Origin of the sequence: Phyllobacterium sp. 1468 (assembly GCF_031455525.1) — a bacterium.
In the GTDB taxonomy this organism is placed as follows: domain Bacteria; phylum Pseudomonadota; class Alphaproteobacteria; order Rhizobiales; family Rhizobiaceae; genus Phyllobacterium.
In genome coordinates, this window is the sequence record NZ_JAVDSX010000001.1 from 170,155 (window position 1) to 184,366 (window position 14,212).

Sequence of the window (14,212 nt, forward strand, 5' to 3'; positions counted from 1 at the left end):
CGCCAATCAAGACCGCAGCTTGCAATCACTTCAAGCTTAATCAGGCTGACCATACGGAAATCGTGTCAAACTCCGAGTGTTGCCTTCACCCGCGCCGGCGAAAAAGGCAGATTGTAGAGACGCTTGCCCGTCGCATTGGCGAGTGCGTTGGCAAGAGCGGCGGATGTCGGTCCCTGCGCAGCCTCGGCGACCCCGAGATAGGGCGAACCGGGATTATCGACAATATGGACATCAAGACTACCCGGTACGGCACTGAAACGCAGGATCGGATAGGTCGACCAATCTGAACTTGTGATCCGGGTGTTGTCGAAGTTGACCTCTTCGTACATCGTCCAGCTCAATGACTGGATGATGCCGCCCTCCGTCTGGTTACGGATGCTGTCGGGAGCCACGGCCTCGCCGCAATCGACGGCAGACACAATCCTCGGTATGCGGATATTGCCCGTTTCCTTGTCGACATCGATCTCCATCGCCAGTGCGAGATAGGCAGCGTGGTTCTTGTATTTGGCAAAGGCAAATCCCCGGCCGCGTCCTTCCGGCATGGGCTCGTTCGACCAGTTGAAAGCCTCGGCCGCCGTCGTCATCACCTTGCGTGCCCTTGGATCCTCCATGTGCCTGAGGCGGAACTCAACCGGATCGGCTCCTGCCTCCTTCGCCAGTTGATCCATGAAACTTTCAATCGAAAAGACGTTTGCATAGGCGCCCAGCCCGCGTAGCGATGAAACCCGCACTGGCATATCGGCAACGAAGTGCCAAAGCACCCGCATGTTGGGAATGGAATAAAGCGGTATGGCGTTGCGATCGCCATTGCCAAGCGGCGTGATGCTCATGACGGGTTTGTCCGGTGGATACCCGGAGGCCATCAGCTGTCCGGGCAGCAGTGCGCCCGCGCTGCCCGGCCGTGCCGAGTGCGTGTTGCTCCAAAGGTCATATTTCCAATTGACGATCTTGCCTGATGCATCGAGCGATGCGCTGACCTTGGTCAGCATTGCCGGACCGTAGGGCTCCCACAGATGCTCCTGGTCGCGCATCCACTGTACTTTGACAGGGCGGCCCGGAAGGGCGCGCGCAATCAATGCCGCGTCGCCGGCCGCATCGTCGGCGCCATTGTGTCCATAACAACCTGACCCTTCCGTATGGATGCACCGTACTTTGTCCAGAGGCATGCCGAGCATTTGCGCGATCGCCTTGCGGTCCGGATAAACACCCTGAGTATGGGTCCATACCGTCATTGTGCCGTTGTCGAGATGGGCCACGGAGCACGAGGGGCCGATCGACGCATGCATCTGATATGGCCGCATGAACTGCGCGGTGAATGTCTCTGCACCGCCAGTAAAATCGCCGCCAGCCTCAGCGACGACGCCCTGCTCGCTTTCACTCCTTTGCAGAACAGCAGGTAGATCCTGCTCGTTCGGCAGGCGAGGCTCTTCCTCCCATTCGGCAAGGCCTGTCAGAGCCCGCATGGCTTGTACGGCCTGCCACTCCTTCTCCGCAGCCACTGCGAGAAAGTTTCCATCATGAATAACCGCCACGACACCCGGCATCGCCTTGATGGAGGCGGTATCGATATTCTTCAGCGTCGCGAACCAGCTCGGCGGGCGAACGACGCGTGCATGCAGCATTCCCGGCAACCGCATGTCCTGTACATAAGCGGAACCGCCGGTAACCTTGGCCGGGATATCCACACGCGCGAAAGGCTTGCCAATATATTCATAGGCATCCGGGGACTTGAGCCTGGACTTCGGCTGCGCGTCCACATGCAGCATATCGGTCATGACCACTTCGCCATATCCGATCGATTTGTCATCGGGCCCGACAATACGTCCATTCTCTGCCTTGAGCTGATCGGCGGGAACTTGCAATTTGCCGCTTGCTTGCTGAAGCAGGATTTCGCGGACCTGTGCCGCGGCATTTCGGATTGCCGTGCCACTGTTCTGGACCGTCTGGCTGCCGGCGGTGAAACCTTCATCCGGGGTGACCGCCGTGTCCGCAGTAATCAGATTGATCGACGCAGGGGGTACCTCGAGTTCTTCCGCCGCGATCTGGCGCAGCGAGGTCTTTGTGCCCTGCCCAAGTTCTGCCTTGCCCGTGTAGACCGTAACCGAGCTATCGGCATCGATGCGTATCCATGCGTCCAGTGAAGGCGTATCGGCCAGACTGCCAGGGAGCTTCGGACCAGGCGCTGCTGGTTCCGGCGGTTTCGCCGGTACATTCAGTTCCCCTTCTTGGGCAAAAGCGTGATCTCGCAATGAAAAACTGACAACCAATGCGCCGGTACCCAACAACAGATGGCGGCGCGTAACATTCGGTAAGCGGGGAGCGTTCATCAGACTTTCCTTTCACCGCTTGCAAGTGGCACAGCCGCTGTTTTCATCAGCTCGCGTGCGCGTTTCACGGCCTTGAGAATACGCATATGCGTTCCGCAACGGCACAGATTGGGTTCGAGCGCTGTCTGGATTTCTGCATCGCTCGCATCGGGCTTCGATTGCAGCAATGCCTGGGCCCGCATCATCATACCCGGAATACAGTAGCCGCATTGCGCAGCCTGCTCCTCGATAAACGCCTGTTGCATCGGGCCAGGACTGTCGATGGTACCGAGGCCCTCCACGGTCTTGATCTCCCGTCCCTCAAGCAAGAGGATCGGTGTCAGGCAGGAGAAAATTGCCTTCCCGTCTACCATCACAGTGCAGGCGCCACATTGCCCTAGACCACAGCCGAACTTGGCAGCGTTGAGTTCGAGGTCGTTGCGCAAGACATAGAGCAGCGGCGTCGCGGGATCGGCATCCACTTCGTGCGTGCTGCCATTGACGTTGAGTTTCATCACTGATCCTCCGCTCCTATGTTGCTGGGCCCGCGCTCGATGCCGTCGGAGGGCCGAACACTGACATGGTATTTACCGGTTCTGGCATCGGCTGCACGCTCGACGATATCCGTCCACGCTGGCTGATCAGTAAAATGCCGGCGCAGATAGCCAAGCAGATCGTTGAGCTGATCATTGGTCAGCACATCTGCGAATCCTGGCATGATGGCGCTCGTGCGGCCACTTGCGGCTGGAAGACCATAAAGCACCATGTTGATGGCGTTTTGCGCGTCTGGTGCATGCACCGTAGAGCTCAGCCGCAGATCAAGTCCGCCGAAAGGCTGTGGCCGGCCGTTTTCATGGCAAGCGGCGCAGGCAGCCTCATAGATCGCCGCAGCCTTCCCGCCTGACGCCGATTGATCATTGCTTATCGCAGACGTGATCGGGCCCGATTTTATCTCTTCCAGGAGTTTATCTGACTTGGCGCGGCGCTCCGCCGAAGGTTCGCCCATCATCGATGCGATGTAAGTCGCCATCGCACGAATATCGCTGTCGGGCAGCAGACCGAGATTTCCGGTGACTTCACCCATGGGACCATTGGCTACACCGTGATCCGGGTGCCAGCCCTGCCGCAGATAGGTGTAGAGGCTGTCCTTTTCCCAGACCACGGGCGCAGGCGACGATCCGTCGAGGGCGAAAGCGCTCCAACCCTCGGCCTCGCCGCCGGCAAGGTGCAGTGAAGCTTTTTCGGCACCTAGCACGTTGCGCGGTGTGTGGCACGCACCACAATGGCCTAGACCATTGACCAGATAGGCGCCGCGGTTCCATTCCTCACTTTGGCTCGCATCGGCCTGATACGCGCCATCCCCGAAGAACAGCAACTTCCAGCCAGCCAGAACCATACGCACGTTCAAGGGGAAAGGCAGCTCGTTCGGCGGCGGCGTGGCCTTCACCGGCTGACGTGTCATCAGGAACGCATACAGGGCACGGTTGTCGTCATCCGAAACATTGGTGAAGTGATCATACGGGAACGCGGGATAGAGATGCTCGCCCTTTCGTCCGACGCCATCGCGCATGGCCCGCTGAAAAGCTGCCTCCGACCATGTTCCTATGCCGCTCTCCGCATCGGGTGTGATGTTGCTGGAATATATCGTCCCGAAGGGTGTCGGGATGGGCAGCCCGCCGGCAAAGGATTTTCCGCCGGGATTGGTATGACAAGCCGTGCAATTGCCGACGGCGGCAAGTTTCGCCCCATGCTCAATCAATGCCTGATCGAAGGAGGCACGTTCTGGTGGCTTGATCGGAGCAATTTCCGGCCTCCACGCGTAAACAAAAGCACCCGCAACACCGACAACGATCAGCGCACCAAGACCGGTAAGAAAACGACCGAATTTCACAGGCAATCCTTGGGATCAAACGTCCAACCATCGGGGGCCGGGAACCTCGGCGCGTGCAAGAGCTGGCGAGAACTTAGAACGAATCCAATTTAGATATATCAGCAACTTGGGTCAATTAAGCCGGGGTGCAATGCAATCAAGATTGTGTGATCGTTATACAAACTACACAAGCCGTTTCTTACGCGACAGCTGACATCGCCATGTCAGCAGGATGTCAATTTTTGGCTACCGCAGCCTTGCCATCTCCCCCTACAGCGGCGCTAGATCCATACGTATCCGGCCTTCGAACCATCAAGGCAATCATGAGGCCATCGGCTTATCAATTGGGACTGATTTTCGTAACCGGCTCGGCAATCGCGTGGAGCCTTGCGGGTCTGTTCACGCGTGTCATCCCGCAGGACAATTGGACCATTCTCGCATGGCGCGGGATTTTCGGTTCGCTCGGCATTGCAGCGGTGATGGTCTTTACCGAACGCGGCCGGTTCTGGTCGAGCTTCCGCGACATGGGTCAGGCTGGCTGGCTTTTTGTTGGCATTTCCGCGCTCGGCATGGTGTTTTTCATCAGTGCCTTGAAGGAAACGACCGTAGCGCATGTCGCTGTCATCTACGCCACCATCCCGTTTGTGGCCGCAATTCTTGGCTGGTTCGTTCTCGGCGAAAGATCGACCTGGAGCGCCATTCTCGCCAGCATCGCTGCCGCGGCCGGGGTATCGCTTATGGTAGGTTTCAGCATCGAAGGAACTTTCTTCGGCGATGCTCTCGCCTTTGGCATGACACTGTGTATGGCGGTGCTGATGATCATCGTCCGCCGTTCTCCGGACGTTTCTGTCATGCCGGCGGCCTGTCTGTCGGCGCTATTCAGCTCCTTCGTCTGCTGGCCACTCGGCTATCCGCTTGGGGTGACGGCCCATGATCTGATGCTCATTGCGCTTTTCGGCATACTGGTTTCTGCCGTGGGCCTTGCCCTCTTTACCCTTGGGGCCAAGCTCCTTCCGCCGATTGAAACCGCTCTGATCGGTTCCCTCGATGCCCCCTTGGCACCATTCTGGGTCTGGCTCGTGTTCAGCGAGGCGCCAAGTAAGAGTACGGTATTTGGTGGATCGATCGTTTTCGCTGCGGTGATCGTTCATGTGATTTCCGGCGCATCGCAAAAGGCCAAAGCACAACGCCTGGTTCAACAGAATAATGTATCATGACCCAATCTTTACGCTGATTGACAAGCTGAACCAAAAGCGGCGAGAATCGTGCCGAGCTCAAGCTCGGGGGACGCGCGAAAATGTTGGAAGCCGCCATAAAACCGGACGTTCAAGCATTCTTCGATAAACGAACGAATTCCGTCCAGTACGTAGTTGCAGATCCCGTAACCCGGCAATGTGCAATCATCGATTCGGTTCTGGATTTCGACGAAAAGTCTGGAGCTACGGCTACCGCCAACGCCGACCGAATCCTGGAGTTCGTTGACGCCAATCGCTTGAAGGTTGAGTGGATACTGGAGACCCACCCCCACGCCGACCATTTTTCGGCAGCCGATTATTTGCGAACCAGGACGGGCGCAACGACCGCGATCGGCAGCCATATCGTCGAGGTCCAGGCCTTATGGAAGCAATTCTACAACTGGCCGGATTTTCCGGCAAACGGATCGCAATGGGACCACCTGTTCGACGCCGGAGATTATTTCAGTATTGGGAAGCTGACCGGGGCCGTGATGTTCTCACCGGGCCATACACTTGCCTCGATCACCTATGTCATTGGCGATTCCGCCTTCATTCACGATACAATGTTCATGCCGGATGGCGGAACCGCCCGCTGTGACTTTCCCGGAGGGAGCGCCGAGCATCTATGGCAGTCCATTCAATCGATTCTTGCGCTCCCGGACGAAACCAGGGTCTTTGTCGGTCACGACTATCAACCAGGGGGGCGTGAACCTCTGTGGGAAAGCACAGTGGGGGACCAGAAGCGCCACAATATCCACGTCTCTCAATGCAATTCTCAAGCAGGGTTCGTGGCAATGAGACAAGCCCGCGACAAGACCCTGCCGATGCCCAGACTTATTCTGCCAGCCCTGCAGGTCAACATGAATGGTGGCCGGCTGCCTGAACCAGAAGCGAACGGTAAACGTTTTCTGAAAATACCCTTGAATGCACTCGGCGACACGAAATGGGATTGACCTTGCATTGTCAGGTCATGAGCGCCAAGGTATGCGAGGTCGTGCACTCTAAATCTGCTGACCAGATGTGCGAGTTCACAACCAAATGACCAGCTGACAGGTCACGGCAAGGCATGAACAAGATCGAACTCGAAAAACAGCCAAACGGTATCACCGAGACAAATCCGGCTCGGCTTGGCATACGGCTGAAACTGGCACGGCAGACACGCGGTCTCACACTGAAGGCCCTCTCCGAAGCCGCCAACTGTTCAGAAAGCCTGTTGTCAAAGATCGAGAATGGCAAGGCATCGCCTTCCCTGCCGATGCTGCACCGGTTGGTCCAGGTTCTCGAAACCAATATCGGCTGGATGTTCGAAGAGTCGGATGGCGAGGAAGGTATCGTCTTTCGCGCGGGCGCAAGGCCACTGATCGCGCTTGATCCCTTGCGGCGCGGTGAAGGCATATCGCTGGAGCGCGTCATTCCCTATTCGCCTGGGCATCTGCTCCAATGCAACATCCATCATATCGAAAAGGATGGCGCCAGCGCAGGCCCGATCCAGCACGCAGGCGAAGAAGTTGGCTATATCCTGGCGGGCGAAGTGGAACTTACCGTCGGCGAAAAACATTTCCAGCTGACGGAAGGGGACGCATTCGTCTTCAACTCCGATCTGCCCCATTCCTACCGGAACACGGGCAACAAGCGTGCAAGTATTTTCTGGGTCAATACACCACCGACATTCTGACGCCAGAAAACTTTCAATTTACTTGACAAGCATTCAAGTCTCTTGAATTATGAGCTGGCGTTCAGTTTTTATGAGGCCCTCACATGGGCCATCCATCAAATAAAAAGGGGAATCGGGATGCGTCTTACCAAAATACTATCGGGCTGCGCTGCAGCCATTGCCATGTCTCTTGCTGTTGGCTCCTCCGCCTGGGCCGAAACCTTCGCACTGGTCACCATCAACCAGCAGGCACTGTTCTTCAATCAGATCAACGAAGGTGCGCAGAAGGCCGCCGACGCGGCTGGCGCCAAACTGGTTATCTTCAACGCCAACAATGTTCCAAGCGCCCAGAATGACGCGATGGAGAATTATATCACCCAGAAGGTCGACGGCATTATCCTGGTTGCGATCGATGTGAACGGCGTCAAGCCCGCGATCACGGCCGCCAAGACTGCAGGCATCCCGGTTATCGCCATCGATGCGCAGATTCCGGACGGCGACAACGTCGCCTTTGTCGGTGTCGACAACACCAAGGCAGGCGAAGACATCGGCAAGTTCTATGCTGACTACGTCAAGTCCAACATGGCGGGAACCGCAAAGATCGGCGTGATTGGCGCCCTCAATTCTTTCATTCAGAACCAGCGTCTGGACGGCTTCAAGAAGGCCGTTGCGGACAGCGGCCAGAAAGTCACTTTCCTCGATACCGTCGATGGCCAGAATGTGCAGGACGTGGCTCTGACCGCGGCCGAAAATCTGATGACCGCCAATCCGGACATGACGACGCTCTACGCGACAGGTGAGCCGGCTTTGGTCGGTGCCGTGTCAGCCGTTACCAGTCAGGGGCGTACGGGGGACGTCAAGGTCTTCGGTTGGGACCTCACCAAGCAGGCCGTTGAAGGCATCGATGCCGGCTGGGTCACAGCCGTCGTCCAGCAGGATCCTGCTGGCGAAGGCAAGGCGGCCGTCGAGGCATTGATCAAGCTGAAGAAGGGCGAAAAAATCGAGCCCATCATCAATGTGCCGGTGACAATTGTAACGAAGGACAACGTCGACCAGTTCCGCGGCATGTTCAAGTAGAACAAATGCTGCAAAGGGGCGCGGCCGCACATGCCGCGCCCAATCCTGTTATTATTTTAACCCAATGGTATTGCGATGAACGATATTGGAAATGAAACCTACCGGGTCCGCATGACCGGCATATCCAAGCGGTACAATACGATCCAGACACTCGACAATGTATCGTTGAGCCTAAAGCCTGGTGAAGTGCTCGGGCTCGTCGGTGACAATGGCGCTGGCAAATCGACCCTGAGCAAGGTTTTGTCAGGCGCCGTCATACCGGACGCAGGCACGATCGAGATCGACGGCAAGACCGTATCTTTCTCCTCACCCGCAGATGCGCGATCGGAGCATGTGGAGATGGTTTATCAGGACCTTTCCCTGTGCGATACCGTCGATGTGGCGGGCAATATATTCCTTGGCAGGGAACCGAGACGCCGGATATTGGGTGTACCGTTTCTCGACAAAAAGCGGATGCACGACGAGGCCCGCACCATGCTCGACCGGCTTGGCATCGTCATCGCCGATACGGGTTTGAAGGTTGAAAATCTTTCCGGTGGCCAGCGTCAATCCATCGCTATCGGCCGCGCGGCCTCCTTCGAACCTTCCGTTCTCATCATGGATGAACCAACGGCAGCCCTCGCGGTCGCGGAGGTCGAGGCAGTTCTTGATCTTATTCGGGCTGTCAGCGCCCGCGGCGTCAGCGTGATCCTGATCACCCACCGGCTGCAGGATCTGTTTCTGGTCTGCGACCGCATCCAGGTCATGTATGAGGGCCGCAATGTCGCCGAAAGGCGCATTGAAGACACAAGCATCGAAGACGTCGTTAATCTCATTGTTGGCCGCAAATTCCAGGCGCGTTCGGCGCGCCGCAGCGAAGACAATGGAGCAAGGCCATGAGCAATCCATCGACTTCAAGCAACGATGCCCTGCATCCCGCCGCCGCTCAAACGCGCGTCCGAAAAAGTACGCTGCACGATCGTTTCATGGCCAACGGTAGCGTCGTTTCCATCGCCATCTTCTTCCTGGTCGTGTGCCTGTTGTTTTCCGGCATCACCGACGCCTTTCTCACCGCACCCAATCTCCTCAACATCGTCAGGCAATCGGCACCATTGCTGATCGTGGCGGCGGCCATGACCTTCGTCATCACTACGGGGGGCATCGACCTCTCGGTGGGTTCGGTCCTTGCACTCGTCGCCACCCTGTCGGCGGTAACATTGCAAGCGGGCTTGCCCTGGCCACTGGTTATCGTTGCCATGCTGTTGCTCGGCGCTGCCATTGGCGCGATCCAAGGCTTCTTCATCGCCTATGAGCGCATACCAGCCTTCATCGTCACGCTAGCGGGGCTGTCTGTCATCCGTGGCATCGCCCTGCTTATTACTGGCGGCTATTCCATCCCCGTCGAAGCAACGAGCCCTTTCACGGTCATCGGCCGCGCGTGGTTTCTCGGCGTGCCGGTCCCGGCACTGATTGCCCTGGTCGTCCTCGTCGTCGCGTATCTGGTTTTCAACGAAACCCGTTTCGGCCGCTATGTGACCGGCATCGGTGCCAACGCCGAAGCAGTACGCCGAGCCGGTGTCGATACGCGGCTGACAACGTTGATGGTTTATGTGCTTTCAAGCACGGCAGCAGCAGCGGCCGGTATCATACTTGCCGCTCGCCTCGGCTCTGGTTCGTCCAACGCCGGACAGGGCTTTGAGCTGGAAGTGATTGCCGCCGTCGTGCTGGGCGGCACCAGCCTCTTCGGTGGCCGAGGAACCCTGATCGGTACCGTGCTTGGAGCCTTGACCGTCGCCGTTATCGGCAACGGCCTCATCCTCGCTCATATGTCACCATTCTTTACGCCCATCGTCACGGGCACGATCATCCTGGTGGCAATCTGGCTTAACTTCCGGCTGTTTCGCGGCGCGATCCGGAGCAGATGAATGACTGGTCTCGACTTTCAGAGCAATGAACCTGGACGGGCACCGATCGGGATTAAGTCCGGAACGGTGATGACCGTTCAGGGGCCTCTGCCTTTAGATGAAATGCGCGTTACCCTGATGCATGAGCACATTCTGCTAGATGGTGCGACGTCGTGGAAATGCCCATGCCATCCCGACGAACTGGCGATCGCGGATCAGCCTGTATCGATCGAGATCATCGGCGAATTGCGCATGAATCCCTATATGAATCGCGACAACGTTTCTTTGGACGATACGGATCTTGCTCTTTCGGAGCTTAAGCGCTTTCAGGCGCTGGGTGGCCACACCGTCGTCGATCCCACCAACATCGGCATCGGCCGCGATCCGGTAAAGCTGCGGCGCATCTCCAGGATGGCAAATCTGAAGATCATCATGGGTTCCGGCTTCTATCTGCAACACACCCATCCCGAATGGCTGAAAGATATGGATGTCGACGCGGTCACCGAATTTCTCGTCAACGATGTTGGCGGCGGCGATACGCAACCCGAAATCATGGCGGGTATCATCGGTGAGGTTGGCGTCAGCAAGGACTTCACATCCGAAGAGCGCAAATCGCTGCGTGCCTCAGCGCGCGCGTCCCGTCTCACCGGCGTACCGCTATCGATCCATCTGCCGGGTTGGGAGCGTCTTGCCAATGAGGTTCTCGACATCGTCGAAGAAGAAGGCGCCGACCTGCGCCACACGATACTGTGCCATATGAACCCCAGTCACGAGGATCTGCCCTACCAGACCGGGCTCGCCAAGCGTGGAGCGTTCCTCGAATACGATATGATCGGCATGGATTATTACTACGCCGATCAAGATGCTCAATCGCCGTCTGACGAACAGAACGCCCGTGCCATTCGCTCACTCGTCGATATGGGTTTCGGCCACCGCGTTCTGCTCTCTCAGGACGTCTTCCTGAAGATGATGCTGACGCGTTATGGCGGATTTGGTTACGGGTATATTCTCAAGCACTTTGTGCCGCGGCTCAAACGTCATGGTGTCGACGCCGGAACCATCGAGCGCATGCTCACAGACAATCCCAGATCCGTATTTTCCGATGCGGCTTGATCGCTGCGTTCTGATATTCAAGGAGTTTTCATGTCCAAACACAAAGTTCTTCTCGCCGGCGAGTCATGGGTTTCCACCGCAACCCATATCAAGGGTTTCGACCAGTTCCCGACCGTCACTTATCACACCGGCGCCGACGAATTGCTGAAGGCGTTGAAGGACAGCGACTTCGACGTGAAATTCATGCCGGCGCATGAAGCGCAGCGCGATTTCCCTCAGACGATTGAAGCGCTGTCCGAATATGACGCGATCATTCTCTCCGATATCGGCGCCAATACACTGCTCCTGCATCCAGATACGTGGATTCACTCGAAGACCACGCCGAACCGGCTTCGCCTGTTGCGTGACTATGTTCGCAATGGTGGAGCGCTGCTGATGTTTGGAGGTTACTACAGTTTCCAGGGCATCAATGGCGGTGCGCGCTATCACAAAACGGCAGTTGAAGAGGTTCTGCCCGTCACTTGCCTTTCTGTCGATGACCGCGTTGAGGTGCCCGAAGGGTTTACGCCTGTCGTAACCGGTTCCGGCGACCACCCCATTTTACGGGGGCTCGGCAAGGACTGGCCGATCCTGCTCGGTTATAACGAGGTCACGATCAAGGACGGCGCGGAAGTCCTTGCAACTGTATCGACCGACTACGGCTCACAACCCCTTCTGGTCACGGGCACCTACGGTAAAGGCCGCACGCTCGCCTGGACCTCCGATGTCGGTCCGCACTGGCTCCCTTCGGATTTTATAGCGTGGAAGGGCTATAAGACGCTGTTCGAACAGATGCTTGCCTGGGCGATTGCAAAAGATTGACCCAAATCGCAATGAACACGGGCGGCAAGATCGACGGAGAGCGTCTCCTTCAGAGACTGGATGACTTCGCTGCTATTGGCGCAACCCCGGCAGGGGGCGTCAACCGCCAGGCGCTGTCTCCCGAAGATCGGAGTGCTCGGGCCAAACTTGCCAATCTGGCTTTAGAGCGCGGCTTTGGCGTTTTCCAGGATCCGATGGCCAATTTGTTCATCCGCCGGCCTGGGCTTTCAAACGACCTTCCGCCCTTCCTGATCGGCAGTCATCTCGACAGCCAGCCTATGGGCGGCCGCTTCGACGGCGCGCTTGGTACGTTGTCAGCCTTCGAATTGCTCGAATCCCTGGAGGATGCCGGTATCCAGACACCGAGAGCCGTGGAGGTGGTCGCCTGGACCAATGAGGAAGGCAGTCAATATGCGCCGGGCTGCATGGGTTCGATGGCCTTTGCCACCGGCATTATTCCCCCGGAGTGGTATTCCGCCCATTCTCCAGACGGCAAGGTATTGGGCGAGGAACTTGCCGCGACCCTCGACGCACTTCCGCAAGCGATTCTGCGCCCGCTAGGGAGCCCGCTAGCCGGCTATCTTGAATTGCATATCGAACAGGGTCCGTCACTTGAGCGCGAGAACATCCCGATCGGTATCGTCCATGCCATTCAGGGCACCCGCTGGCTCGAGGTCGTCGTCACTGGCCAGACCGCCCATGCCGGAACGACACAACTCTCGTTCCGCAAAGACCCGCTGGTAGCGGTCACCGAAGCGCTGCAGGAACTTTACAATTCCGTCATGCCCAATGATGAGCGGGCCCGATTGACCATCGGCCGCATATCGCTCGAACCGGCGTCCATCAACGCCATTCCCGGCAAGGTGTCTTTCAGCGTCGACCTGCGCCATCCGGACGCTGCCGAACTGGCGCGCCTGGAGGACCATGTTCGCGTAACCTGTGAAGAAAAGGCAGCTGCGTTCGGCTGTGCGGCAAGCATCCGCCAAACGTTCGACATGCCGCCGGCGCAATTTTCTCCCCTGCTGATACAAGCGGTCGATCGGGCGGTAACGCGTCTCGGTGTCGCCTCCAAGCCAATGCTATCGGGCGCGTTCCACGATGCGCTTTTCCTTGCACGCGTCACCGACGCTGCCATGATCTTCGTGCCTTGCCGCGATGGCCTCAGCCACAATGAAGAAGAATTCGTCAAGCCCGAACATTGCGTATTAGGCGCACAGGTTTTGCTGGAATCGACCCTGACTGCGCTTCAGATGCTATGAATTAGCTGCCATCCGAGCATTCCGCTGCATATATCGCGGTGGTTGCCCGAAAGCCCGCAGAAATGCGCGGCGCATGCGTTCCCGATCACCGAAGCCTACATCGCGGGCGATTGTATCGATCGGGATGCGCCCGTTTTCAATCATCAACCGCGCCGCCTCCACGCGAAGGTTCTCGATGGCCTTTGCGGGTGATTGACCGGTTTCCGCCTGAAACGCCCTGCTGAACTGGCGTGGACTGAGATGCACGACTTCCGCGAGCTGCTCTACGGATAGGTCCTTGTGCAGATTTTCCCTGGCATAAATGAGACTCTTTTGGATTCGGTCAGACTTCGGATCAAGTTCGAGCAGCGCCGAGTACTGCGATTGCCCACCCGCCCGGCGATGATAGACGACGAGCTTTCGCGCAACTGATTTGGCTATATCTGTCCCCAGATCCTTTTCCACCAGCGCCAATGCCAGATCGATGCAGGATGTCATCCCGGCGGATGTCCAGACCGGTCCGTCGATGATGAAGATGCGATCTTCCTCCATCTTCACATCAGGAAACGCCCGCTGGAAATTCCGGGCATGGAACCAGTGGGTCGTTGCGCGCCGCCCGTCGAGTAACCCAGCTTCGGCAAGGATGAAGGCGCCAGTGCAAGTCGAGCCGATGCGGCGCGATCGTGGCGCGACTTCGCGCAAGAAATCGATCAGGGCCGACGACACCGGCTCCACGTCATTGTTGCCCACCACCAGCACCGTATCGAATGGGGCGTTGCTGAAAGGGTCGGTACTGACCGAAAATCCAGCGGAAGACGCAGTTAGCCCACCCCTTTCCGACAACAGGCTGACTTTATAGTAAGGCTCATCGAGCGCCAGGTTGGCAAACTCGAACACTGTCGTAGCGGCCAGATTGAGAACCTGAAATCCAGGGAACAGGATGATTCCAATGTGATGCATCGTGAACGTCCTAAAAGGTGGTATATATGACATTTAAGACATACCAGCCGAGATGTAAACTGTTTCCATTGAAGG

13 protein-coding genes are annotated in these 14,212 nt (G+C 57.5%); 9 read left to right on the top strand and 4 right to left on the bottom strand.

What is annotated here, in order from left to right:
- Positions 1–65: 65 nt before the first annotated feature.
- Genes J2X72_RS00870 through J2X72_RS00880 form a run of 3 tightly spaced genes read right to left on the bottom strand, consistent with a single transcriptional unit; the run spans position 66 to position 4,197 of the window.
- On the bottom strand, positions 66–2,327 hold the full coding sequence (locus tag J2X72_RS00870; protein WP_310067440.1) for a molybdopterin cofactor-binding domain-containing protein: 2,262 nt from the start codon (positions 2,325–2,327) through the stop codon (positions 66–68).
- On the bottom strand, positions 2,327–2,824 hold the full coding sequence (locus J2X72_RS00875) for a (2Fe-2S)-binding protein (protein ID WP_209999269.1): 498 nt from the start codon (positions 2,822–2,824) through the stop codon (positions 2,327–2,329). Before J2X72_RS00875 ends, J2X72_RS00870 begins: the two co-directional genes overlap by 1 nt.
- Complete coding sequence (locus J2X72_RS00880) at positions 2,821–4,197, bottom strand: cytochrome c (protein WP_310067445.1); 1,377 nt, start codon at positions 4,195–4,197, stop codon at positions 2,821–2,823. The genes J2X72_RS00875 and J2X72_RS00880 overlap by 4 nt, the downstream gene beginning before the upstream one ends.
- Before the next feature lie 221 nt (positions 4,198–4,418).
- Here J2X72_RS00880 and J2X72_RS00885 point away from each other — a divergent pair, with 221 nt between their 5' ends.
- From J2X72_RS00885 to J2X72_RS00925, 9 genes are all read left to right on the top strand, one after another.
- Positions 4,419–5,393 carry a DMT family transporter gene (locus tag J2X72_RS00885; RefSeq protein WP_310067447.1) on the top strand — a complete coding sequence of 325 codons (975 nt, stop codon included), beginning with the start codon at positions 4,419–4,421 and terminating at the stop codon, positions 5,391–5,393.
- A gap of 80 nt (positions 5,394–5,473) precedes the next feature.
- Entirely contained in the window at positions 5,474–6,364 is an 891-nt protein-coding gene (locus tag J2X72_RS00890) for an MBL fold metallo-hydrolase (RefSeq protein ID WP_310067450.1), read from the top strand.
- A 113-nt stretch (positions 6,365–6,477) separates the two neighbouring features.
- A complete protein-coding gene (locus J2X72_RS00895; protein ID WP_112523865.1) occupies positions 6,478–7,086 on the top strand; it encodes a cupin domain-containing protein in 609 nt (202 codons plus the stop codon).
- A gap of 117 nt (positions 7,087–7,203) precedes the next feature.
- Complete coding sequence (locus J2X72_RS00900; protein ID WP_310067453.1) at positions 7,204–8,142, top strand: substrate-binding domain-containing protein; 939 nt, start codon at positions 7,204–7,206, stop codon at positions 8,140–8,142.
- 75 nt (positions 8,143–8,217) lie between these two features.
- Entirely contained in the window at positions 8,218–9,021 is an 804-nt protein-coding gene (locus J2X72_RS00905) for an ATP-binding cassette domain-containing protein (RefSeq protein WP_209999262.1), read from the top strand.
- Positions 9,018–10,046, top strand: a complete 1,029-nt coding sequence (locus J2X72_RS00910) for an ABC transporter permease (protein WP_405044627.1) — start codon at positions 9,018–9,020, stop codon at positions 10,044–10,046. The genes J2X72_RS00905 and J2X72_RS00910 overlap by 4 nt, the downstream gene beginning before the upstream one ends.
- Positions 10,047–11,138: a phosphotriesterase-related protein gene (locus J2X72_RS00915; protein ID WP_310067458.1), complete on the top strand. Its 1,092-nt coding sequence runs from the start codon at positions 10,047–10,049 to the stop codon at positions 11,136–11,138.
- Between the two features lie 30 nt (positions 11,139–11,168).
- Positions 11,169–11,939 (top strand): glutamine amidotransferase, encoded by a 771-nt coding sequence (locus J2X72_RS00920; protein ID WP_209999260.1) that lies wholly within the window; start codon positions 11,169–11,171, stop codon positions 11,937–11,939.
- A gap of 11 nt (positions 11,940–11,950) precedes the next feature.
- Positions 11,951–13,198 (top strand): Zn-dependent hydrolase, encoded by a 1,248-nt coding sequence (locus tag J2X72_RS00925; RefSeq protein ID WP_310069227.1) that lies wholly within the window; start codon positions 11,951–11,953, stop codon positions 13,196–13,198.
- On the opposite strand, the gene J2X72_RS00930 is transcribed toward J2X72_RS00925, so the two are convergent.
- The gene (locus tag J2X72_RS00930; protein WP_310067461.1) at positions 13,193–14,137 is read right to left on the bottom strand and encodes a GlxA family transcriptional regulator; all 945 of its coding nucleotides are present in this window, start codon (positions 14,135–14,137) and stop codon (positions 13,193–13,195) included. The two genes, J2X72_RS00925 and J2X72_RS00930, sit on opposite strands and share 6 nt — an antisense overlap.
- Positions 14,138–14,212 lie beyond the last annotated feature (75 nt).

Bases quoted from the DNA above. Each gene is read 5' to 3' on its own strand.
- J2X72_RS00915 (WP_310067458.1), top strand. From the start codon at position 10,047: ATGACTGGTCTCGACTTTCAGAGCAATGAACCTGGACGGGCACCGATC.
- J2X72_RS00890 (WP_310067450.1), top strand. From the start codon at position 5,474: ATGTTGGAAGCCGCCATAAAACCGGACGTTCAAGCATTCTTCGATAAA.
- J2X72_RS00895 (WP_112523865.1), top strand. From the start codon at position 6,478: ATGAACAAGATCGAACTCGAAAAACAGCCAAACGGTATCACCGAGACA.
- J2X72_RS00870 (WP_310067440.1), bottom strand. From the start codon at position 2,327: ATGAACGCTCCCCGCTTACCGAATGTTACGCGCCGCCATCTGTTGTTG.
- J2X72_RS00900 (WP_310067453.1), top strand. From the start codon at position 7,204: ATGCGTCTTACCAAAATACTATCGGGCTGCGCTGCAGCCATTGCCATG.
- J2X72_RS00930 (WP_310067461.1), bottom strand. From the start codon at position 14,137: ATGCATCACATTGGAATCATCCTGTTCCCTGGATTTCAGGTTCTCAAT.
- J2X72_RS00920 (WP_209999260.1), top strand. From the start codon at position 11,169: ATGTCCAAACACAAAGTTCTTCTCGCCGGCGAGTCATGGGTTTCCACC.
- J2X72_RS00925 (WP_310069227.1), top strand. From the start codon at position 11,951: ATGAACACGGGCGGCAAGATCGACGGAGAGCGTCTCCTTCAGAGACTG.
- J2X72_RS00905 (WP_209999262.1), top strand. From the start codon at position 8,218: ATGAACGATATTGGAAATGAAACCTACCGGGTCCGCATGACCGGCATA.
- J2X72_RS00910 (WP_405044627.1), top strand. From the start codon at position 9,018: ATGAGCAATCCATCGACTTCAAGCAACGATGCCCTGCATCCCGCCGCC.